Annotated in this window: 20 protein-coding genes; 14 read left to right on the top strand and 6 right to left on the bottom strand. The window is 59.2% G+C overall.

Annotated elements, in window-relative coordinates; translation table 11 throughout:
• Positions 1 to 160: 160 nt before the first annotated feature.
• Entirely contained in the window at positions 161 to 829 is a 669-nt protein-coding gene (locus tag EV660_RS12230) for a phosphoenolpyruvate hydrolase family protein (RefSeq protein ID WP_071480281.1), read from the top strand.
• Positions 830 to 832: 3 nt separating this feature from the next.
• Here the strand turns inward: EV660_RS12230 and EV660_RS12225 are convergent, their stop codons facing one another.
• Positions 833 to 2,569: a phosphoenolpyruvate hydrolase family protein gene (locus tag EV660_RS12225; protein WP_168800306.1), complete on the bottom strand. Its 1,737-nt coding sequence runs from the start codon at positions 2,567 to 2,569 to the stop codon at positions 833 to 835.
• A gap of 248 nt (positions 2,570 to 2,817) precedes the next feature.
• Between EV660_RS12225 and EV660_RS12220 the strand changes: the two genes are divergently transcribed.
• Positions 2,818 to 3,627 carry a MurR/RpiR family transcriptional regulator gene (locus EV660_RS12220; protein WP_198510670.1) on the top strand — a complete coding sequence of 270 codons (810 nt, stop codon included), beginning with the start codon at positions 2,818 to 2,820 and terminating at the stop codon, positions 3,625 to 3,627.
• A gap of 280 nt (positions 3,628 to 3,907) precedes the next feature.
• Here the strand turns inward: EV660_RS12220 and EV660_RS12215 are convergent, their stop codons facing one another.
• Complete coding sequence (locus EV660_RS12215) at positions 3,908 to 4,888, bottom strand: quinone oxidoreductase family protein (RefSeq protein WP_071480279.1); 981 nt, start codon at positions 4,886 to 4,888, stop codon at positions 3,908 to 3,910.
• Positions 4,889 to 4,906: 18 nt separating this feature from the next.
• Positions 4,907 to 6,175, bottom strand: coding sequence for a hydantoinase/carbamoylase family amidase (locus tag EV660_RS12210; RefSeq protein ID WP_071480278.1), 1,269 nt, complete (start codon positions 6,173 to 6,175; stop codon positions 4,907 to 4,909).
• Between the two features lie 166 nt (positions 6,176 to 6,341).
• Between EV660_RS12210 and EV660_RS12205 the strand changes: the two genes are divergently transcribed.
• From EV660_RS12205 to EV660_RS12155, 11 genes are all read left to right on the top strand, one after another.
• On the top strand, positions 6,342 to 7,742 hold the full coding sequence (locus tag EV660_RS12205) for an amidase (RefSeq protein WP_071480277.1): 1,401 nt from the start codon (positions 6,342 to 6,344) through the stop codon (positions 7,740 to 7,742).
• A 205-nt stretch (positions 7,743 to 7,947) separates the two neighbouring features.
• Positions 7,948 to 8,928: a TRAP transporter substrate-binding protein gene (locus EV660_RS12200; protein WP_071480276.1), complete on the top strand. Its 981-nt coding sequence runs from the start codon at positions 7,948 to 7,950 to the stop codon at positions 8,926 to 8,928.
• A 12-nt stretch (positions 8,929 to 8,940) separates the two neighbouring features.
• A complete protein-coding gene (locus tag EV660_RS12195; RefSeq protein ID WP_071480275.1) occupies positions 8,941 to 9,462 on the top strand; it encodes a TRAP transporter small permease in 522 nt (173 codons plus the stop codon).
• The gene (locus EV660_RS12190; protein WP_071480274.1) at positions 9,462 to 10,751 is read left to right on the top strand and encodes a TRAP transporter large permease; all 1,290 of its coding nucleotides are present in this window, start codon (positions 9,462 to 9,464) and stop codon (positions 10,749 to 10,751) included. The genes EV660_RS12195 and EV660_RS12190 overlap by 1 nt, the downstream gene beginning before the upstream one ends.
• A 1-nt stretch (position 10,752) precedes the next feature.
• Positions 10,753 to 11,424 carry an aspartate/glutamate racemase family protein gene (locus tag EV660_RS12185; protein WP_071480273.1) on the top strand — a complete coding sequence of 224 codons (672 nt, stop codon included), beginning with the start codon at positions 10,753 to 10,755 and terminating at the stop codon, positions 11,422 to 11,424.
• Positions 11,425 to 11,588: 164 nt separating this feature from the next.
• Positions 11,589 to 12,314 (top strand): GntR family transcriptional regulator, encoded by a 726-nt coding sequence (locus EV660_RS12180; protein ID WP_071480272.1) that lies wholly within the window; start codon positions 11,589 to 11,591, stop codon positions 12,312 to 12,314.
• A 106-nt stretch (positions 12,315 to 12,420) separates the two neighbouring features.
• Entirely contained in the window at positions 12,421 to 13,827 is a 1,407-nt protein-coding gene (ligM, locus tag EV660_RS12175) for a vanillate/3-O-methylgallate O-demethylase (RefSeq protein WP_071480271.1), read from the top strand.
• Positions 13,828 to 13,883: 56 nt separating this feature from the next.
• A complete protein-coding gene (locus EV660_RS12170; protein WP_071480270.1) occupies positions 13,884 to 14,603 on the top strand; it encodes an alpha/beta fold hydrolase in 720 nt (239 codons plus the stop codon).
• Positions 14,600 to 14,950, top strand: a complete 351-nt coding sequence (locus EV660_RS12165) for an extradiol ring-cleavage dioxygenase (protein ID WP_071480269.1) — start codon at positions 14,600 to 14,602, stop codon at positions 14,948 to 14,950. Before EV660_RS12170 ends, EV660_RS12165 begins: the two co-directional genes overlap by 4 nt.
• Positions 14,943 to 15,785 carry a class III extradiol dioxygenase family protein gene (locus EV660_RS12160; RefSeq protein WP_071480268.1) on the top strand — a complete coding sequence of 281 codons (843 nt, stop codon included), beginning with the start codon at positions 14,943 to 14,945 and terminating at the stop codon, positions 15,783 to 15,785. The genes EV660_RS12165 and EV660_RS12160 overlap by 8 nt, the downstream gene beginning before the upstream one ends.
• A complete protein-coding gene (locus EV660_RS12155; RefSeq protein WP_071480267.1) occupies positions 15,785 to 16,105 on the top strand; it encodes a YciI family protein in 321 nt (106 codons plus the stop codon). The genes EV660_RS12160 and EV660_RS12155 overlap by 1 nt, the downstream gene beginning before the upstream one ends.
• Before the next feature lie 86 nt (positions 16,106 to 16,191).
• Here the strand turns inward: EV660_RS12155 and EV660_RS12150 are convergent, their stop codons facing one another.
• Genes EV660_RS12150 through EV660_RS12140 form a run of 3 tightly spaced genes read right to left on the bottom strand, consistent with a single transcriptional unit; the run spans position 16,192 to position 19,585 of the window.
• Entirely contained in the window at positions 16,192 to 17,889 is a 1,698-nt protein-coding gene (locus tag EV660_RS12150; protein WP_071480266.1) for a thiamine pyrophosphate-requiring protein, read from the bottom strand.
• 25 nt (positions 17,890 to 17,914) lie between these two features.
• Positions 17,915 to 18,838, bottom strand: coding sequence for an AEC family transporter (locus EV660_RS12145; RefSeq protein ID WP_071480265.1), 924 nt, complete (start codon positions 18,836 to 18,838; stop codon positions 17,915 to 17,917).
• A gap of 15 nt (positions 18,839 to 18,853) precedes the next feature.
• A complete protein-coding gene (locus EV660_RS12140; protein ID WP_198510669.1) occupies positions 18,854 to 19,585 on the bottom strand; it encodes a sulfite exporter TauE/SafE family protein in 732 nt (243 codons plus the stop codon).
• A gap of 290 nt (positions 19,586 to 19,875) precedes the next feature.
• Between EV660_RS12140 and EV660_RS12135 the strand changes: the two genes are divergently transcribed.
• The gene (locus tag EV660_RS12135; protein ID WP_071480264.1) at positions 19,876 to 21,192 is read left to right on the top strand and encodes a LysR substrate-binding domain-containing protein; all 1,317 of its coding nucleotides are present in this window, start codon (positions 19,876 to 19,878) and stop codon (positions 21,190 to 21,192) included.
• Positions 21,193 to 21,359 lie beyond the last annotated feature (167 nt).

The raw sequence follows: 21,359 nt of genomic DNA, 5'->3' as shown, positions 1-21,359 counted from the left end.
CCGTGGCGTCACTGTGCGCTGTTGGTCGTCCTCCCTCGCGCAGTGCGTGCCAATATTGTCGTCTGTATGGTCGGATCATTGCAGCCGAAACCAAACTTCGCCACTGGCAATTCATGTCAAATTTGGGTAAATTTGGGTAACCCATTAAAGGCCCGAACATTTGCCCTCTCTGCCTGACATCCTGATTCGCGACGGCGCCTGCGCCGGTCCCGCCAGCCACGAATCAGCGGCAGACTGGGTTTTGGCCCCCTGGCTTGCCGGGTTGCCGAAACAGGGGCGTGACCTGTTGGCGCTGTTGCCGGTTCTGGATGTCAACGCCCTGGGGCTTGCCGCGCTACCGAACCTGCCGGCCGAAACCAATAAGCACGCAATCGCTGCAATATTCTGTGCAGACCCGTTCCTGCGGGTCCGTGATGCGGTGCAATTGCTGCGTGCAGCCGGGATCGGCAAGGTGACAAATTTTCCGACCATCCAGATCATTGATGGTTCTGCGGCGCATGGCTTTGAAAGCGCGGGGCTGGGCACACGGCGCGAAGCAGGGATTCTGGGTGAATTTGCACAGGCAGGATTCGAAATCACCGGGTTTGCCACATCGGCTGAGAATGGCGCAGTTCTGGCCCGACAAGGTGTTCATGCACTGGTCCTGCATCCCGGCCCTGCATCGCAAGACTGGCGCATGCGCGCGGCAGCCGGGCGCGAGTTGGGGCAGGCCATACGCTCGTTGCGCCATCTGACAAACCTGCCCGTGCGGGCCATGTGCCCTGATGGCTATGGAACAGAACTGGACGCCGCAACGGCTTTGGCCGATGGCAGCGTTCGCTATGGCTAGCAGCTATTCCAGCAGTCCTTCCCGGCGCATCTTGTTATACAAGGTTTTGCGCGACACCCCCAGAAAAGCCGCTGTATCCCCACGTCGAAACCGGTTTCGACGTAACCCGTCCAACAGCCAGTCCCGCTCTGTCATCTGTTGTGGTAAATCCACCTCAACCGCTCCGGGATCCAGATCTCTGATCGCAGCCGCAAGCGCGGTAGACCCGATCACAGGCCCTTTCGTGTTGACTGCCGCCCGCGCAATGACACTGCGTAGCGCGGGCGTATTTCCGGGCCAAGCCTGCGCAAGCAGCATCCGATATCCCGCCGCCGATATTTGACGATGTTGCGCCTGACCCGCATCCACCAGTGACAGAATATGACGCGCGATGGCCGGAATATCCTCTGGGCGGTCTCGCAAAGGTGTCATGTCTATACGCCCCGGCTCCAGCCGCTGCGCAAGCGCAGGCTCCAGCGCCGCGCCTCCAGCGCCCTCTGGTTGCTTGATCAGAATCAAGCGCGCCGATTCTGTCGCCCGCAAACCGGTTGGCAAAAGCTCTCCCTGCTCCAACCATTCTGCAAGACGTAGCTGGACATGCGGGGCCAAGGCATGCGCCCCCTCAATCACGACAGTTGCGCCAAGGCGTGCAAGCATCGCCCGCCGCGTCGGACCAGCGCCAAACAGAATGTCCTCTGCGGCCTCCCCGACCTCGGGCGCGCGCAGGCTCAGAAGCGGGCCTTGACGCTCGGCCAAGGCATGAAGCCCCCGCGCTAGCGCGCCCCGTCCCAGCCCTGCCTCTCCCCGGATCAGGATCGGCAATCCCGTTGGCGCCAACCGCGACACCCGATCCAGAACCGCCATCACGAATTCTGATTGGCCGACAACACCAGTGATCCGCGCCACTCGCGACAATGCGCGCGACTGCGCACTTTCCGACTGTTTCAGAAATTCGAACGCTTTGAAGGCAGATGTCCGCTCTGTTACAGAGTGTTCCAGCGGCACCCGGTCGAGTGTCGAGCCGCCGACATACCCATCCGCGCGCGCTTCGGCACAGACACGGAACATATCGTCCGGGCTGATGATCGGGCCGCCTTCGAAAAAGCACAGGGTTTCCGGTGCGCGGGCGCGGATCGAGGCGAAAATCCTGCGGGCACGATCCGCCGCCTCTGAAATCGTAAAACTTTGCGCAACCGAGAGCACCCCGCCTGCATTCCAGCCAAAATTCAGGCAGATCATGCTGGCACCTGCATCAACCAAGCGCGAGATCTCGGTTCGGGTCTTGGCATAGCCGAAAGTTATTAAACCCGCCTTGCGCGCCAGCGCCAGCATCTGCGCCTCGCGTTCGAAGCCGATGCCTGCGTCTTCCAGAAGCTGGCGGAACCGACCATCGAAATGAATCGCCGACGGAAAGTTTGCCATGCCGTGATAGCCAGCTTCGCTGACCTGTGCGACCAGGGCTTCTGGGCTTCTCGCCGGATCAAAACAGGACGCGCCAAAAAACACCGGGACGGATACACGGTCCAGAATCTCGCGCCGGGCGAAGTTATCCGTGAAACTGTTGGAATCCCCGATTGGCAACATGGCAGAGACCGAAGGCGCACCCATGACCCGGTAACGCCCTGCATTCAGCGCAAGCAAAAAATCCGCGCCTCCCCGCACTGCGGCCTCGGCAGTCATGCCGATCCCGATCGCGCCGCCCACCAACAGCGTATCGCCGCCTTGTTGTCGCGGAAATGCCGTCTGCAATACCTGTGTCATCGTCCATTCATGCCCTGCATGCACGCATTTGTGCATTTGCCGCGCGATATGGCAAGTTTTCTGACAAGATCAGGGCTGTCACCCCGAAATGCAAAAGCAATCAGCCATTGAGCCGGGAAAGGCTTCGATTTAGCATATCAACCTGCGTGAATTCTCCCAATTACACGGCACTTGCACCAAAAGACAGTCACGAAGAAAGACGGGCCATAACGATGCAGAAAAAACAAAGTCCGTTATTCACAACACGCGTGAGGGACGCATTGCCCAGCCTGCATCCCAGCGAAAAGCGGCTGGCCGAACTGGTGCTGAATTTCCCCGGAGAACTGGCAAGCTATTCAGCGACAGAACTTGCACGACTTGCGAATGTGTCCAATGCGACCGTCACGCGCTTTGTTCGCAAGGTCGGCTACACCAATTTCGAAGAGGCGCGCCAACATGTGCGCGACAACAAGCAGGCGGGTGCGTCCCTGTTTCGCGTTGCGCCCGGCACCCCGGGAAAGAAGGATTTTATCGCAACCCATGTGTTTCAGGCCCAATCTGATATAGAGCAGACCTTTCATCTTATCACGGAACAGGACATCGACGCGCTGGCCCGTCAGATCATCGCGGCCCGTCGGGTGTGGTTGCTGGGCACAAGGCGCAGCGCCTCCTTCGCGCAATATCTTGGGTTGCAGATGTTTCAGGTCATCCCTGAAATATCGGTCATTCCCTCTGGCAGCGAAACTCTTGGTGAAGCGGTGTCGGCCATCACATCCAAGGATTGCGTGATCGCCTTTGGCTTGCGCCGTTCCGTCAGCGGCTTGCCGCAAGCGATTGAACAGGTGGTCAAGACAGGGGCGCGCATCGCCTATATTCACGACAGCAATGCCCTGCCGGAACTGACACTGACCTGGCGGTTCATGTGTGAAACCGCATCACCTGGCCCCTTGTTCAACCATGCGGCCGTTCTGACATTGTGCCACATTATCGCAACCCGCGTGATAGAGCTTTCAGGCGCAAGCGGTCGTCGCCGGATGAGCATGATCGAGGCGATTCATAACGCACTGGATGAAGTCTAGTGTTCGCCACCTGACGAATGTTTCCCGCGCCACATGTGATGTCTTTGCGAGAGGCGGCTATGCGGGACTCTACGGACATAGCGAGGCGGGGTGCAAAGCCGCGCATCGCCGGGCCGCCCCCACGGCACGGCGATGCGCGGCGGCCTTCGGCCTTGACTACGCGCTGGTCAAAGACTGCAACGCCCTCCAATCAGTCATGGGGTATTCTGTGTCAGGTTGCAAACACCAGCAGGCGTCATTTGCGGGCTATGAAGCGCGTCAGGCGTCCAGCCATCGAAACCTAAGGCACCAGAATCGAGGCCCCGGTCGTTGCCCGCGCTTCTATATCCGCATGGGCGGTTCCTGCATCCTGAAGCGGATAGGATTGATTGATCTCGACCTTGAACGCCCCTGATTGCAGCGCCGAGAACATGTCGGCCGCCGCGACACGGCGTTGTTGCGCGGTGTTAATGTGGTGAAACAAGGTTGGCCGCGTCGCATAAAGCGACCCCTTGGCAGCCAGCGTTGACATTTCCACCGCTGGCGGCGGACCGGACGCGCGCCCGAATGACACCCACAGGCCCCGTGTTTTCAGACTGTTCAATGACCCTTCAAAGGTATCCTTGCCAACGGCGTCATAAACCACATCAACCCCCTGCCCCCCGGTCAATTCGCGGATGCGTGCTGAGAAATCCTGTGTGCGATAGTTGATGACATGCCGACACCCATGCGCCAGCGCCAGCGGGATTTTCGCATCTGATCCGACTGTTCCGATAACCGTCGCACCAAGTGCCGCCGCCCATTGACAGAAAATCAGTCCCAACCCGCCCGCAGCGGCGTGATACAGAACCACATGCCCCGGTCCGACAGGAAATGTATCTCTCAACAGGTAGCGCGCTGTGAACCCCTTGAACATCAGGGCAGCGGCGGTCTGGTAATCCACATCATCGGGCAGCGCGATCAACTGGTCTGCCTTGATATTGCGCATCTGGGAATAGGACCCCAGCGGCCCCGCATAAGCGACCCGGTCGCCAATGTTCAGCCCCTTCACCGCATCGCCCAGCGCGGTGATGACCCCAGCCCCTTCATTGCCGGGAATATAGGGCATATCGGTCTTGTAGAATCCGGCGCGAAAATTCACCTCAAGGAAATTCAGCCCGATTGCATGATGACGCAACTGCACCTCATCCGGCGCGGGGTCTGCAAGGGTTGTGCCTTCCCATTGCAAGACCTCTGGCCCGCCGTTTTGGTGAATACGAATTGCGCGAATATCCTCGGGCATCTGATGTCCTTTCGTGTGTCAGCCAATGTCGCGCAAGGCTTCACTCAGCACCTGCACGGCCTTGTCGAAATCTGGCATCTCCATTGCCTCATCGGGGTTATGGCTGCCATTCTGGTTGCGGATAAACACCATCCCTGCCGAAACGCCCTGCCACGAAAAGGTCGCGCAATCATGGCCCGCGCCGGATGGAAGGGTCAGCGTGGGGATTGCCAGCCTTCGTGCAGCGCGTTCAAAACTGGTGACCAAAGCCGGGTCGATAACTGCGGGCGGGGCGTTGGTGTAGTCCCCGATGTCAATAACCACACGGCGACGCTCTCCGATCTCTCGCGCCATGTCGCGCAGATAGGCATCGACGCGCATCAGCACGTCGTTTGACAGGCTGCGCAGGTCCATCGTGAAATTCACGCTTCCCGGCACCTTGGTCATGCCATGCATGTCAGGATCGGTCCAGAATTCACCCACAGTTGCCACGAAATCGTCACCTTGGGCTGTCAGCGCATCCCATTTGTGTTCCAGCACCTGCACAAATTCGGCCCCGGCCAGCACCGCATCATGGCGATATTCACGGGCAAGCGCGCCTGCATGGGCATATTTGCCTGTTATGCGCGCATGTCGGTATCGCAGGTTGCCACGGATGCCATTGACCACCCCGACTGGTATGCCCTTCATATCCAAGGTCACGCCCTGTTCGATATGCACTTCAATAAAGTGCCGGATGGTGGCCGGGTCCAAAGGGCGCGCGCCTGCTTTCAAGGCGTCCGGATCACAGCCTTCCTCACGCATATGCTCCGCAAGTGATCGGCCCGTATCGGAACGCTTCACCGCATCATATTCCGAAGGGTCGAGCAGGCCAAAGGCCATCCTGCTGCCGCAATATGGCGTGGGGAACCAGACCAGCTCTTCTGCACGGATCGCCATGACGACGATATCCTGCGCAGGCGTAAACCCTTCCGCTTGCAGATCGGCGACCGCAGCCAGACCGGCAACAACACCTGCCGCGCCGTCATAATTGCCGCCATGCCGCACGCTATCCATATGCGACCCGATAAAGACGCGCGGCGCATCACGGTCCCTGCCCGGCCAGATCATGTATTGATTGCCTGCAATATCCGTGGTGACCGACAGCCCCAGTTCTTGCGCGACAGCGGCCGCCAGAGAATGTGCAAATGCCTCTCCCACGCCGAACGAGGCGCGCGTGATACCGGGGGAATCGGCCGTTTCTTTCGCCAGTTCAGCAAACATGCGCGCAGACAAAGCCTGTGACGGGCGGGGGCCTGACAAGACCATAAGCACCTCCTTTTTGCGCGAACCGTCTAAATATTCAGCGCAAGGTGACGTTATGAACTGACATGACACGTGACAACTTGCGAAATTATTTTTTCACATAAAACATCCATGATAATTTGTTTTTTGAACTCGATGCTCAGGAAACAGGCGCAGGAAAGGTTACGTGATGGAAATTGTTGCACTCGGCGCGGCTCGGATTCAAGCCGCACTCAGACAGCGGGAGGTGTCCTGCCTGGAGGTGATGCAGGCCCATCTGGACCAGATTTCTGCGCGTAACCCGCAGATAAACGCCTTTGTCACCCTATGCGCCGATCAAGCGCTGGAACAGGCGCTGGCGCTGGATAACACAGCGCAAGACGACTGGGGGCAACTTGCGGGTTTGCCGGTCGGGATCAAGGATGTCACCGAGACGGCAGGCATCCGCACGACTTTCGGGTCACGTTTGCTGGCAGATAATATTCCCGCAAAAGACGCCGCCATCGTGCGCAGATTGAAAGCGGCTGGCGCAATTGTCTTGGGAAAGACCAACACCCCGGAATTTGCCGCAGGGGCCAATACCAAGAATGCGCTTTTCGGGGCGACCGTGAACCCTTGGGACACAACCCGCTCGGTCGGCGGGTCCACAGGCGGCGGCGCGGCAGCACTGGCCGCGCATATGATCCCGCTGGCAGAGGGGACAGATTTCGGCGGCTCTTTGCGGATACCTGCCAGCTTTTGCGGCCTTGTCGGTCTGCGCCCGACGGCCGGGCTTGTCGCCAGTGATCCGGTTGCACAGCCTTGGGATGTGGGGCGCGTAAACGGCCCGATGGCGCGCAGCGCGCAGGATGTCGCCTTGATGCTTGGGGCAATTGCCGGGGTTGATGACCTTTCGCCCATTTCCACGCCGCCCGATTGGGGGTTTGCGCCGACCGATCTGGCGGATTACGTGACGCGCTTCGACCCGCGCGGTTTACGGGTTGCATATGCCCCCGACATTGCGGGGCTTGGAATTGACGCTGATGTGGCACGCACCTGCGAAAACGGGCTGGGGGCCGTTGCCGGGCTGGGTTTGTCCATGACAGACAGCGCGCTGTCGCTATCCGACAGCAACGCGGCCTATCAGCTTTTGCGCGGCCAGTGGATGGTGTGCAATTATGCCGATTATCTTGACCGGCTTGAAGAGCTGAACCCTTCTTTACGCGGCAATATCGAAGCGGGGCTGAACGTCACGTCACGGCAAATCGCTCAGGCGCGGTCGCAACAGAAGCAAGCTTGGCTGCGCATGCTGGCAGAGTTTGAAACCTGCGATCTGATTGCCACGCCGACAGTGCCCGTCACCCCGTTTCCGGTCGAGGTCAATTATCCCGACCAGATCAATGGGCGCCCGCTATCGAATTATGTGGATTGGCTTGCACAAACCTACCTGATCACGCTGACCGGCTTTCCGGCGCTGTCCGTTCCAATCGGGCTGGATTCCAACGGAATGCCTGTCGGGCTGCAACTGATCGGAAAACGATACTCTGAACCCATGCTTCTTGGGCTGGCCCATAGAATACAGCAGGCCCTGCCCCTTGCAATGCCGGGCTGAGTCGCTCGCGACAGGGCTGGTGGCGATTCAAAACTGGCCAAAAATTATGCGAATTGCGCGCAAACAAGACGAGATGCCGTGAAAAAAGAGTTTTCACGCAAATGCTCAAGAAAACTGTTTTTCAGAAACGGATAAGCTGTGCAAAAATTTTACCGTGAACAAGATGTCCGACATGTAACTTGAAACCAGATAAAGGAACCCCGCCATGACCATTCGCACCGTGCTGCTTGCCTCTGCCGTTGCCGTGTCACTGCCCTTCACGGCATTTGCCAACCCGACAGTCCTGCAAATCAACTCCTCCCTGCCCGATGGCTCCTTCGCGCATGTGTTCCTGACTGAATACGCGCAACGTGTCGAAGCGGCGATGGCGGACAAGATCGACGTGCAGATATTCATGGGCAACACGCTGGGGTCAGAAGAAGACGTGCTCCAAGGGCTTGGCTTTGGGACGCATCACGCCTCCCTGTCCGCTTCTGCCGTGGTACAGATCAACCCGCGCGCGGCAATCTTTGACCTACCCTATCTGTTTGCCGACCGCGCTGCCGTGCAGACCTTTGCCGCCAGCCCCGCAGGCGAAATGCTGGCCGAAGGGTTTGCGGGCAATGGTATGCGTCTGGCCGCACTTTGGGATAACGGCTTTCGGGTAATCACAAATTCCGTGCGCCCGATTGTGACGCCAGATGATCTGGCGGGGCTGAAAATCCGGACCCCCACCAGCCGCCAACGGGTCGAGATGTTCAACACGCTGGGCGCCAATGCAACGCCGCTTTCTTTTGGCGAAGTCTATTCTGCACTGGATCAAGGCGTTGTTGATGGTCAGGAAAACCCCGCACAGATCACAGACTCGGCGCGCCTGTATGAAGTGCAGGGCTATATGTCGATGTCGAACCACGTCTATCTGCCCACTTTCCTGTTGTTTGGTGAGCCTTTCCTTGCCAGCCTCGATGAAGAGACACGCGATCAACTGCTGGAAATCGCCGCTGATATGGCCTCATGGACATTTGAGTGGGGCGATGAAACCGATGCCTCGGTCGTGGCCGATCTTGCAGACAAGATCGCCATAAACGAAGTCGATTTCGCTGCATTTCAGGCCGCTGCACAACCCCTGTACGAAAGCCCGACTTTCGTGGATGTCGCTGGCGCAGACATGGTTGCGGCGACACTCAGCGCACTTGGCATCGAGTGATGGGTCGTGGTCATGGAGATGATTGAAAAAATCGTTCAGCGTCTGGACGCTGCGTTGCTATGGGTGCTGGACGCCTTCGTCATCTTCATGGCCGGGGCGCTTCTGGTCTTGCTGAATTACGCGGTCTATTCGCGCTTCATCCTGAATTCTTCCGTCTCTTGGGGGGAAGAATTGCCCGCACATATGCTGGCCGCGCTGACCTTTATCGGGGCGGCCTATCTGACGCGCACCAATGAACACCTGGGCTTTGACAGTGTTGTGCGCAGTCTGCCCGAGATTGTGCAAAGGGTCATCATGGGGCTGAACCTGCTGATGATGGCCTGGCTGGGTGGCTTGCTGGCCTGGTATGGCGGCAAGGCGGTGCTCAGCTTTGGCGCGCGGCAGCTTATTTCCGTCGATCTTCCGGTGGTTCTGTTTCGCGGCGCCATGCCGCTGGGCGGTGCACTGATCGTGCTGATCTGTCTGGTCCGGTTTGTGGGCCTGATGATGGATCGGATCAAACCCGATGACCTTATGACGCAAAGTGACGGCTGATGTTTCTGGACCCTGGCTATATCATTCTAATCCTTCTGATCGGCCTGTTGATGATGGGCATGCCGATTGCTTTTGTGCTTGGGGTGACAGCCTCGGTCATGATCATTCTGGACCCGGCCGTTGTGCCCCAGATCATCGGGCTAATCCCCTTTGGCGGCGCGAATAACTACCTGCTGGTCGCAGCACTGTTATTCATGATCGCAGGCGAAATCATGAACCAGGGCAAGATTGCTGAAAAGCTGATTGCCTTCGCCTCTTCCCTTGTCGGGCATATTCGCGGCGGGCTGGCGCATGTGAATATCCTGACATCGCTGTTCTTCTCGGAAATCTCTGGCACGGCAACATCAGATGCTGCGGCGATCGGGTCAGTCATGATCCCGCAGATGAAAAAGCGCGGCTATCCGGCGGCTTTTGCCGCTGCTGTCACATCCACCTCGGCGACGATGGCGATTATTGTTCCGCCCAGCCTGAACTTGATCCTTTATGCCTATGTGGCCAATGCCTCGATCGCGCAGCTTTTTGCAGCGGGCATCCTGCCGGGCTTTCTGGTCTGTTTCCTGCTGATCATGACCGCCTATCTGATTTCCGTAAAACGCGGCTATCCGACCGAGGGCGCGTTTTCATGGGCGCGTGTTGCCTCAACCGGCAAGGATGCCGCACTTCCGCTGACATTACCGATCCTTATCCTTGTCGGCATTCTGGGCGGCGTCTTTACCGCGACCGAAGCGGGCGCTGTGGCCGCACTCTGGTCCATTGTTATGGCTGCGTTTCTATACCGCACGGTCACATGGCGGGTGTTTCTGGATACGCTGCGCATCGCAGGCAAACGCAGCGCCATGCTGATGTTCATCGTCGCCACATCGACACTCTTGGGATGGTATCTGACCAACCAGCGCATCCCGCAAGAAATTGCCAACGCGATCCTTGGAATATCCGAGAATTACTGGGTCGTGCTGCTGGCAATCAATGTGTTTTTCCTGTTGGCCGGAACAATCGTGCACGGCACACCTGCCATTCTGATGCTGGTTCCGATCTTCTTGCCGCTGGCTGATCAGTTGGGCATCGACCGGGTGCATTTTGGCCTGATTGTCACGATCAATCTGGGGATCGGGCAGCAAACGCCGCCTGTCGCCTCGGTCGTGCTGATTACATGCGCGATTGCCCGCATCTCTTTGGCGCAGATCATCCCGTCCATGATGTGGTTCATCGGAGCCATGCTTATAGCGCTCGCGCTGATCAATGTGTTTCCTGCAATTTCCCTGTGGCTTCCTTCGGTGATACTCTCGTAACATGCGCATCCTAGTTGTGAACCCAAACACCTCGCTTGGGGTGACCAGGCGAATAGATCTGGCCGCGCAAGCGGCAGCCCAACCGGGAGAGGTGGTGCAAACCGTGCCTGCCGCATTCGGCCCGGAGTTGATTGTAACCCCTGAGGACAGCGCGCTTGCGATGCAAGGAGTGCTGGCCGCGGTAGAGCAAAACCACCACGGCATGGACGCTATCGTGCTGGCATCTTTCGGCGATACAGGGCTGGATCAGGTGCGCGCGCAAACAGGCAAACCGGTAATCGGAATTGCGCAGGCCGCTTTAACGCGTGCGCTGGAACACGGCCCGCGCTTTTCCATCGTGTCGTTCAGTCCCAGCGTGCAGGGATCGCTGCGCGCGATTGTTGCGCATTACGGGCTGCTTGATCATCTGGCGGATGTAACCGTACTGCAAGACAGCATCTGGACAGACCCCGGCGCCATTCACACAGAGTTGGCAGAGCCCTTGCTACGCTTGTGCCAGCAACGCGCAAAGACAGGTGGCATTGACAGCATCGTTCTTGGTGGGGGGCCTCTGGCAGGTCTGGCGCGGGGTTTTGCCCCCCATGTCAGCTTGCCGCTGGTCGATGGAACGACAGCCGCAATCGAAAGCGTCCGGCGCATGGTGACAGGGGCACGCGACAGCGCCCCCACCTGAAGCGAGATTATCGCAACCGCCCCGATCGTGACAGCGCAACGCGTTTTCCTTGAACCGGAAAAATCACGCCTGCCTAGGGTGTTCAACAGGCATGGCGCAGCCAGTGTATACATGCTTGCGGAATTGGCCTAGATTTGCCTGTATACATTTTTCGGCAGGTAGACATGGCACATGAATCGCTGACACAAACACAAAAGGCGTTGCTTGGCTTGCGCCAACGCATTCTGAGCGGCACGATTACGGGCGGCACCCGGCTATACGAGGTCGCGCTGGCTGAAGAGCTGGCGATTTCGCGCACCCCCATTCGCGCCGCCCTCTCGCGCCTTGCCGAAGAGGGGTTGCTGGAACGGGGCAGAGGTGGCGGCTTCGTCGTACGAAGCTTTGCACTTGCCGATGTGGTGGATACGATCGACCTGCGCGGCGTGCTGGAGGGGACAGCCGCCCGCTATGCCGCAGAACGCGGCGCCAGCCCGGAAGACTTGGCAAAAGCGCAGTCCATTCTGCGCGAAATCGACCGGGTTTTGGCAGATCAAGCCATTGATATGGAATCTTATTCCAGCCTGAACACCGCATTCCACAATCAACTTGCCCGAATGGCGCAAAGCGCCACACTTCAGCGCGAATTGGCGCGCATTACCGCCCTGCCCTTCGCCTCCCCCTCGGCCTTCCTTGAGGACCATGACAGGATTGAGACCCTGCAACGCACGTTGATCTCTGCACAGGCCCAGCATGTCGCAATCCTCGAAGCGATTGCCGGGCGCGAAAGCGGGCGCGCGGAGGCATTGGCCCGCGAACACGCCCGCGCCGCGCGCCGCAATGTGGAGTTTTTGCTGTCGCATGAAGGGGTCTTGCGTGAAGGCGTAGCAAGTCTGGCCTTGCTGACGGACTAACCCTTTCATGTATACATTATTATCTGAATTGAGAGTTATTTCTTGATTTACCCCGCAGGCTCGCGTATTCGATGTATACATTATGACATCTAAGGGGGGAGTCGATATGACACAGAGCCTGACCACTGCAATGGCAGCCGCCGGTAATCCGGTGCAAATGCTGCGCAACTCCAAAATCGGCATGTATGTCTACCCGGTCGTTGCGCCCGAATTTTCGAACTGGCGCGCCGAGCAGGAAGCATGGCGCAAGACCGCTGTGCTGTTCGACCAGTCGCACCATATGGATGAGGTGATTGTCGAAGGCCCTCAGGCGACAGAATTCCTCAGCCATCACGGCATCAACAGCTTCTCGAATTTCGAGTTGAACCGCGCCAAGCACTACGTGCCCGTCACGCCCAATGGCCATGTAATCGGCGATCACATCATCTTCCGCGAACGCGAAGACAAATACATCCTTGTTGGCCGCGCGCCGACCTCGAACTGGCTGATGTTTGCCGCCGCTTACGGCAATTGGAATGTGCGCCTGCGCTATGACCCGCGATCGCCCTCGCGCCCTGAAGGTGAACGCGTGCTGCGCGAACATTACCGCTTCCAGATTCAGGGACCGGATGCGCCAAAAATCTTTGAAAAGATGAATGGCGGGCCAGTGCCGGATATCAAGTTCTTCCATGTCGACTGGATCAATGTCGGCTCGAAGCGGGTGCAAGCGCTGCGCCACGGCATGTCGGGTGCGCCGGGGCTGGAAATCTGGGGTCCGTACAAGGACAAGGACTATATCCACTCGACCATCCTGCAAGCTGCGCGCGATGCAGGCGTCGATCTGGTGCAATGCGGCAGCCGCGCCTATTCCACCAACACGCTGGAATCGGGCTGGATTCCATCGCCGCTGCCCGGCATCTATACTGGCGGCGGCATGCTGGCCGATTACCGCGACTGGCTGGGCGCGGACAGCTATGAAGCCTCGGGCGCGATTGGCGGCAGCTTTGTGTCGGACAACATCGAAGACTATTACGTCAACCCGTTCGAACTGGGCTATGGCTTCTACATCGGTTGGAAGAAGGACGACTTCATCGGCAAAGAGGCGCTCACCAAGATGAAGGACGCGCCCACGAACCGCAAGAAGGTCACCTTCGAGTGGAACCGCGACGATGTGCTGAAAGTCATCGCCTCGGCATTCGAGCAAGGCACACCCTATAAGTGGATCGACTTCCCACAGCCCAACTACGCCTCTTCCAGCGCGGATATGGTGATGCAGGGCGACAAGATGGTCGGCATGTCCATGTTCAACGGCTACAGCTTCAATGAACGCTGTGTCCTGAGCCTTGGTGTTGTGGACCAGTCGGTGCAGGTCAATGATGTGCTGACCCTGAAATGGGGAGAGCCGGAGACAACTGGCAAGACCTCGACAGAAGCACATAAGCAAACCGAAATCCGGGTACGTGTGGCCGAAACGCCTTATGCCGCTGAGGCACGCGAAAACTACGCCGATAGCTGGCGGACCAAGGGCAGCTAAGCCCAGATCGGGCCGGGGCACCTGCGCCCCGGCCCTTTTGCCAAAAGGAACAGAGTATGACCCGGATTCTGCTGATCCCCGGCCTGGTCTGTGATGCGCATGTCTGGCAGGCCACCCTTGCCGCGCTGGACGGGTATGATGTCGCTGTCGCAGATGTCACGCATCAGCCAAGCATAACAGCGATGGCCGAAGACCTGCTGGCCCGCCATACTGGCGATCTTGTGGTGATCGGCCATTCCATGGGCGGGCGCGTGGCTATGGAGATGGCACGCATTGCGCCCGCGCGCTTGCGTGGCATGGCATTGCTGAATACCGGGATGGCCCCGCTGAAAGAGGGCGAGTTGCCCAAGCGCGAAGCAATGATTGCATTTGGCCATAGCGAAGGCATGGCGGGGCTGGCCGAAAAATGGCTTCCCGGCATGATGGCAGATGGCATCAAACCTGACCCGCAGGTCATGAACGGTCTGCGCGCCATGGTGCAGCGCATGACCCCCGACATACACGAACGCCAGATCCGCGCGCTCATTGCGCGCCCGGATGCAAGCCAGTCCATGCCCGCCTACAAAGGCCCATTGCTGCTGATAACAGGCAGGCAAGATATCTGGTCGCCCATCGGCCCACATGAAGAGATTGCCCGCCTCTGCCCACAGGCGCGGTTGGAAATCATCGAAGAGGCAGGCCATTTCGCGCCCGTTGAACAGCCTGCGCGCGTGGCGCAGCTTTTGGCGGGATGGGTTGCCGAAATCATTCCCGCCAGACAGGAGAGACATGTATGACATCGCCTGACCGCATTCCCGATACCCCCCTGTTTGACCGCCCCCGCGCCAATGCGGGCTATGCGCTGAACAAGATGGCAATGGGCCTGTCCAGCCCAGAGGGCCGCGCGGCCTTTCTGGCGGATGAAGACGCCTATCTGGACCGCTTTGCGCTAACACCTGACCAACGCGCTGCCGTCAAGGCCCGCGATTGGGCAGAAATGGTCCGCCTTGGCGGCAACCTGTTCTATATCCTCAAGATTTCGGCAGTTGACCCGACGCCCATTCGTGAAATTGGTGCGGCGCAGGCGGGTATGGATTTGCAGGAATTTCTGGACACACGGCTGGGGAAAGTGACCAATGGCTGAACTACTTGCAGGGCTGGGCACCAGTCATGTCCCTTCAATCGCTGCGGCGCTAGACAAGGGTTTGCGCGACAGTGACGAATGGAAACCGTTTTTTGATGGCTACGTCCCCGCGCAAGACTGGGTCGCAGGCCACAAACCCGATATCGCAGTTGTTATCTTCAACGATCATGGCAATTCCTTCTTTCTGGATCGCGTGCCAACGCTGGCACTGGGGGTGGCCGACGAATACCGCCCCGCTGACGAAGGATGGGGGCCGCGGCCGGTCCCGAATTTCATCGGCGCTGCAGATTTCGCGTGGCATCTGGCCGATCGCATGGTCGAAGGGCATTTCGACCCGCTGATCTGCCGCGAACTGGACGTGGACCACGGAATGCAGGTGCCGATGGAGCTTGTCTTTGGTCGCCCAGACGCTTGGCCCGTCAAGGTCGTACCCATCTTGGTGAACACGATCCAGTACCCGATCCCGACCCCACAGCGCATGTGGGACCTGGGCCGCCTGCTGCGAGAGGCAATCGCAAGCTACCCCACGGATGAAAAGATCCTTGTCATGGGTACGGGCGGGTTGTCGCATCAGCTACAAGGCGCGCGGGCCGGATTTATTAACCCCCAGGCAGACCGGGAATGGATTGCGAAAATCGGGGCCGACCCGGCACGCTACCGCGCCATGAGCCGCGAGGATTATGTCGAGGAATTCGGGTCCGAGGGGGCAGAACTGATCATGTGGCTGGTCATGCGCGGCTGCATGGACGCGGATGTCCGCACCCTGCACCAGCACTACTTCGCCCCGGCCTCGATGACGGGCGCGGGTATGGTCCTGCTGGAGAATATGCGCTGATGTTCTTTCTCATGATCTGCCACCACAATGACGGGCCGGAAATCGGCGCTTTGCGCGACAAGTTGCGCCCGGAACATCGTGACTGGGTTGCCTCTGGCGGCAATGGGCTGGCTGTGGTGCTGACCGGGTCCGCGCTGTGGGATGAAACCGGCGCAGGCATCGGGAATTTCGGCATCCTCCAGGCGGAAAGCGAAGCACAGGCCCGCGCCTTTGCCGAAGGTGACCCCTTTGCCAAAGGCGGCGTGGTGCGCGACATCACCCTGACACGGCTGGCCGACAGCTTCCGTGCGGAGCGTATCGACCCGCTAAGCAAAACGTAAGCGCGCAGCAACACGTTCACAGCATATTTTTTTCAACGCCTGCAAACCGTGCAAACTTCGCTATGCACGGCTTGCAGGCGCCTCTTTCAGGGACGGGTGCTTACATCAATCAATGCGGCCCCTTTGCGTGCGCGCACATGCGCAAGCGCCTGATCCAGCTTCTCGGTAAATTCTGCACGGCTCTCTGCCCGGAAGGCCAGCGCGCGCGACGCGCGTGCAACAAGGGTGAAATCAGGGCTGGGTTGCAGGCCCGTCAATGGCACCTGATTGGCGCGCGCGGCATGGCCTTCGGGGTATAGCCCCAACACCGACTGGCGCACTGCGCCCCACTCGGCATTGTTCAGCACAATGATCAGGATGGGAAGTTCCAACGCCTCGGCGATCTGGTGACAAACCACAGGATTCGCGAACATATAGGTGCCATCCCCCATCGTCGCCACGATCAGCCGGTCTGGATCAGCAAGCTGCATTCCCATTGCAGCCGGCAAGGACCAGCCCAGCCCGCCGGCATGGGGTTCCTGATACCATGCCTGATGGTGGGTCAGGCGCATGGGCGGCATCGGACAGCCCAGTTCTGACAAGACTGTTGCATGGTCCCCCTCAAGCGCATCGGACAGCGCCCGCGCGATCTGCGCCTTGGTCATGCCGGGGGCGTCATCAGGGGCAGCAGCCGCAAGGGCCTGTGCGCGGTCCTGCTGGTTGCGTGCAGCGACACGCTCAAACCGCGCGCGGACTGCCGCATCCGGTTTATGTTCGGACAAAGCCTGCTCAAGCGCCACCAAGGCGGGACCGGTATCGGCAGCGATGGCCATATCCGCGCGAAAATTCCTGATCGGCGTGCGGATGGACAAAGGGTTGGGGCCAAGCTGGACAACGAAGGCATCCGGTTGCGGGGTGTGGGCATCCGGCATCCAGGGGGCCAGCACACCAAGGCAGATGACAAGATCGGCTTCGGCCAGCAGTGGCGCAGGGTCCCAGCTTGTGCACATCGGGTGATCGGTTGCCAGTGCCAGTTGGCCCGCCCAATACTGGCAGACTGGAATCCCCCAAGCCTCTGTCATCCGCGCCAATGCGGCAAACCCTTCTGCGCTGCCCGCACCATGCTGGGCAAAGATCACCGGCAATTTTGCACGGGCGATCCGCGCGGCCAGCCCTGCCAGATCGCCGGGTGAGGCATGAAGACCATGCGCGGTCATGCTGGGCGATGTGTCCAGAAACTCTGCCGGGCACGGCTCGCACAGCACTTCGCGCGGCAGCGACACATAGACCGGCCCGCGTGGGCTGGAAGACGCGATCGCATGGGCGCGGTCCACCAGCTCCGTCACCTGTTCGGGAAAGCGCAACTCGTAATCCCATTTCGACGCCTCGCGCACCAACGAGGTCTGGTCGCGCATTTCCTGCCCCCAGCCAATCGGCACAGTGCGCGCGCCGAAACGACCCTTCTCGACGGTGGGTGTGCGACCCGAAAACAGCAGGATCGGCACATGCTCGACATGGGCATTCAGCGCGCCAATGGCACAATTGGCCAGCCCCACATTGGTATGCGCAATCACCGCCTGCGCCCGACCCGAGGCCAGATAATAGCCATGCGCCATGCCCATTGCGGCGTGTTCATGCGGGATGGTCAGGGCACGGGGCAGCGCAATGTCCTTGGCCGCAGCCTCGGCCAACCCTTCGATTATGGGCGGAAAATCGGTGCCGGAATTGGCAAAGATATAATCCACCCCGACAGTTTTCAGCCGTGCCAGAAGCGCGGCCCCTGCGCTGAGCGTAACATCAGTCATGCGGCGTCTCCTATATGCGTCAGGGCTAAGCCAGCCCCAGATAATGAATAACAACGGGCAGCGTGAAGAAACTCGCAGAGGTCGCGATCAACAGCCCGAAAGCTGCCAATTGCCCCTGCCCGACCCGCGCAGAGAGCAGCGGAAAGATCGTGATCATTGGCATCGCCGCAAACAGCATACCGCCCAGCGCCATTGCTGGCGACACGCCGGGCACCAGAACCACCCCCAGCCCCACCAGCAGCGGATGAAGCAGCAGCTTGCCCCCGACGATCAGCCCCACTGCGCGCAGACGTCCCGAAACCGGCAGGCTGGCCAGCATCCCGCCAATCACCAGCAGGGCGAGCGGGGCTGAAAGGCGGCCCAACAATTCCAGCACCGCGGTTGCAGGTGCTGGCAGCCCGACCCCAATGGCCGACACAGTCCCGCCCGCCACAAGCGCGATCATCAGCGGATTGCGCAGCATGTCGCGCAACACGCGCGGACGATGTGCGGCGTTACGATCTGCAACAGCCAGCAGAAAAAGCGCCAAAGGCAAGATCACCAGGTTCTCGACAATCAGCACATGCGCAAACACCCGGATTGCCGCCTCTGACCCTAGAATGGCCTGTCCGATTGGAAAGCCCATGAACGCGCTATTGGCCATCGACACCCCCAGACCGATGGCGGCTGCTTCAGGTTTTGACATGCCAAAGGCAAGCTGCGCCACGCCATAGCAGACCCCCATCACCGCAAGTGAAGCGGCGCAATAGACCAGCAGAAATGCCACATCGAATGCCTGTTCTGTTGGGGTGGTCGCAAGCGCTAGAAAGATCATCGCAGGCAGCGCAATCCGCATCACGATCTGCCCTGCTGGCGCTACCGCCCCTTTATCCAGATAGCCAGAGCGCACGGCCAGCCAGCCAATGCCGATCACTGCGAAAATTGGCAGCAATGTCTGAACCAACACCATGCTGCCTGCCCCCCGCTAGAAAATCGCTTCGAACAGGATCTTGAGCGCAATCGCCCCAAGTGTGACCAGCATCACCATGTCAAACACCTTGGAAGAGGCACGTTTACCAAGCCAGTTGCCCAAGGGCATGGACAGAAACACCAACCCCAGCGCCCCGAACCCATAGGCCAGCATTTCTAGGCTTAACAGACCAACGCTCCACAAGGCCGGAATCTGCATTGCCGTCATTGACACAAAGAAAATCGAGATCGTGCCGATAAATGCCTCTCTCGGCAGTTTCATCGCGTTCAAGAACGTGATCGAGGCCGGCGCAGAAATGCCTGTGGCCCCCTGCAGGAACCCCCCGGCAATGCCCGCCGCGCCACACAGCCGGTTCGCGGTATCGCGCGCAAGCGTCCAGCCCGGACGCGCAAGGCGCAGCGTGATATAGGCAAGCACAGCACATGCCACCATCAGCGACAGTGTTTCCTGCGGCAATACAGCCAACAAGAATGTGCCAACAGCGACCCCCAGCATCCCGCCCCCTGCAAACAGGATCAGAAATCGGCGCGGCATCGCCTCGTTGCGGAAATGCCATGCCTGCCAGACATTGCTTAGCAGATTGGGCACGACCAGAATTGCGACAGCGGTCTGCACATTGAACAGCATTGTCAGCGCTGGTGCCGCGATCACCGGAACCCCTGCCCCGATCGCGCCTTTCATCACCCCGCCCAGTAGAATTGCCAATATGGCCAGCAAAATGCTCACGGCTGTCTCTTGTCCTTCTCATCCCTGCGCACACGGTTGCCGAGACCGCCCGAAGTTTCAAGAGCGCTCTCTTCCTGCGAAAATGCCAGTCGAATGACCTTGCTTCTATATTTTTCTAATTATTTCAGTATCTAACAGAGCGTCATTGCCCGCAAGCCAGCTATGTGATACAGTTTACTTATTACCTTTGCAGCGTTTGAATGCCGCGCGCCGCATCCGAATACTGTCCGCGCAACACAATCGCGGATATGTCGCCGCTCAGTAGCATTTGCAGCACAGGTCAGCCCGCTATGCCCGAAACTCTGCGCCCTCCTCTGCCCGACTGGCCAAATATGCGCCATCTGCGCTTGCTGGAAATCGCTGTCAGGGAAGGATCACTGACGCGCGCGGCGCAAGAGGTGAATATCTCGCAGCCCGCCGCCTCTCAGGCCATCGCAAAACTGACGCGCATTTTTCGTGCGCCACTGCTGGAACGGGTGGGAAATTCCGCTGTCGCGACCGAAGAAGGCATGATCGTGACGCAGCGTGCACGACGTGCGCTGATGCATTTGCAAGACCCTTCGCTTTGCCCGCGCGGACGTGCGCGGCAGGTCAGCGCTGATCTGCTGGAACGTTACGCCAGCATCACGCAATTGCGGGTCATGGCCCAGTTTGCCTTGACCGGCAGTTTCGCGGCGACTGCGCAATCGGTTGGACAGACCGAAGCCTCGGTCCGGCGCGCCACCAAAGAGGTTGAGCGGATTATTGGCCAACCCGTGCTTGAGGGCGGCCAACGTAATCGTGTCCTGAGTGCTGCGGGCACTATTGTCGCAACCCGCGCCAGCCTAGCACTGCGGGAGATCGACCTCGCACATGCAGAGTTGCGCGAAAGGCGGGGCGTATTCGACAGTCGATTGGTCATCGGGGCCTTGCCGCTGGCACGGACACAGATCGTGCCGCGTGCCATTGTGCGGTTGCTGAAGAAATATCCTGCGGCAACGCTGGAAGTGCTGGATGGATCGTACGAGTTTTTGCTGCAACGCTTGCGGCTTGGGGCATGTGACGTGATTGTCGGCGCCCTGCGAGAGGACGCCACCGAACAAGACCTGAGCGAATCCCGCCTGTTCACGGATAGTTTGCGCGTGGTTGCCCGCGCGGGCCATCCATTGGCGGGGCAAAAGGTGACCGGCGAACAACTTGCTGAATTTCCGTGGATCTTGCCGCGACGCGACGCACCGGCCCGCCGCGCTTTCGAATTGCTGGCACAGCGCCACGGGCTTGCATCTGGGCAGCTTGGCCACGTCGAAACAGGATCACTGGTCGTCTTGCGCGGCGTATTGCTGGCATCGGACGCATTGGCACTGATGTCGCCCAATCAAATCAGTTATGAGATTGAACAAGGCTTGATCGTGCCGTTGAATATCGCGTTGCAAGCGGCTGAGCGTGAGATCGGTTTGACGGAATTACAGGGCAATATGCCCGGTCGGCTGCATTCTGACTTTCTGGAAATAGTCGCTCAGGAAGCTTGCAACCTATCGAACCCAAGCCTGCACTCTGAAACGCAATGTACGGAAAACTTATCCGCGCGCAGCTTTTCCAATTTCACAAATGCCATCCAAAATCTGTAGAACAGGACAGGAGGAACTTGGGCGGCAGTCATATGGAGAGATTGGCTAGGCCAAAGACTCTAATGCAAAGAATGCTGATATAATAACGCCCCGAAACAACGGCATCGCAGTTGCCACCGTCAGAATACGCAAGTCAGCCGCTCGAATTAACCCTGAGGTTCAGAAAA

It is taken from the genome of Roseinatronobacter bogoriensis DSM 18756 (assembly GCF_004366635.1).
GTDB lineage: Bacteria > Pseudomonadota > Alphaproteobacteria > Rhodobacterales > Rhodobacteraceae > Roseinatronobacter > Roseinatronobacter bogoriensis.
The sequence above is the reverse complement of the archived record's forward strand: the minus strand, read 5'-3'. Positions and strand labels throughout refer to the sequence as shown.

Coding starts and splice junctions, on each gene's coding strand:
- EV660_RS12225 (WP_168800306.1), bottom strand. CDS start 2,569: ATGACACAGGTATTGCAGACGGCATTTCCGCGACAACAAGGCGGCGAT.
- EV660_RS12215 (WP_071480279.1), bottom strand. CDS start 4,888: ATGCCCGAGGATATTCGCGCAATTCGTATTCACCAAAACGGCGGGCCA.
- EV660_RS12210 (WP_071480278.1), bottom strand. CDS start 6,175: ATGGTCTTGTCAGGCCCCCGCCCGTCACAGGCTTTGTCTGCGCGCATG.
- EV660_RS12205 (WP_071480277.1), top strand. CDS start 6,342: ATGGAAATTGTTGCACTCGGCGCGGCTCGGATTCAAGCCGCACTCAGA.
- EV660_RS12200 (WP_071480276.1), top strand. CDS start 7,948: ATGACCATTCGCACCGTGCTGCTTGCCTCTGCCGTTGCCGTGTCACTG.
- EV660_RS12195 (WP_071480275.1), top strand. CDS start 8,941: ATGGAGATGATTGAAAAAATCGTTCAGCGTCTGGACGCTGCGTTGCTA.
- EV660_RS12190 (WP_071480274.1), top strand. CDS start 9,462: ATGTTTCTGGACCCTGGCTATATCATTCTAATCCTTCTGATCGGCCTG.
- EV660_RS12185 (WP_071480273.1), top strand. CDS start 10,753: ATGCGCATCCTAGTTGTGAACCCAAACACCTCGCTTGGGGTGACCAGG.
- EV660_RS12180 (WP_071480272.1), top strand. CDS start 11,589: ATGGCACATGAATCGCTGACACAAACACAAAAGGCGTTGCTTGGCTTG.
- ligM (WP_071480271.1), top strand. CDS start 12,421: ATGACACAGAGCCTGACCACTGCAATGGCAGCCGCCGGTAATCCGGTG.
- EV660_RS12170 (WP_071480270.1), top strand. CDS start 13,884: ATGACCCGGATTCTGCTGATCCCCGGCCTGGTCTGTGATGCGCATGTC.
- EV660_RS12165 (WP_071480269.1), top strand. CDS start 14,600: ATGACATCGCCTGACCGCATTCCCGATACCCCCCTGTTTGACCGCCCC.
- EV660_RS12160 (WP_071480268.1), top strand. CDS start 14,943: ATGGCTGAACTACTTGCAGGGCTGGGCACCAGTCATGTCCCTTCAATC.
- EV660_RS12155 (WP_071480267.1), top strand. CDS start 15,785: ATGTTCTTTCTCATGATCTGCCACCACAATGACGGGCCGGAAATCGGC.
- EV660_RS12150 (WP_071480266.1), bottom strand. CDS start 17,889: ATGACTGATGTTACGCTCAGCGCAGGGGCCGCGCTTCTGGCACGGCTG.
- EV660_RS12145 (WP_071480265.1), bottom strand. CDS start 18,838: ATGGTGTTGGTTCAGACATTGCTGCCAATTTTCGCAGTGATCGGCATT.
- EV660_RS12135 (WP_071480264.1), top strand. CDS start 19,876: ATGCCCGAAACTCTGCGCCCTCCTCTGCCCGACTGGCCAAATATGCGC.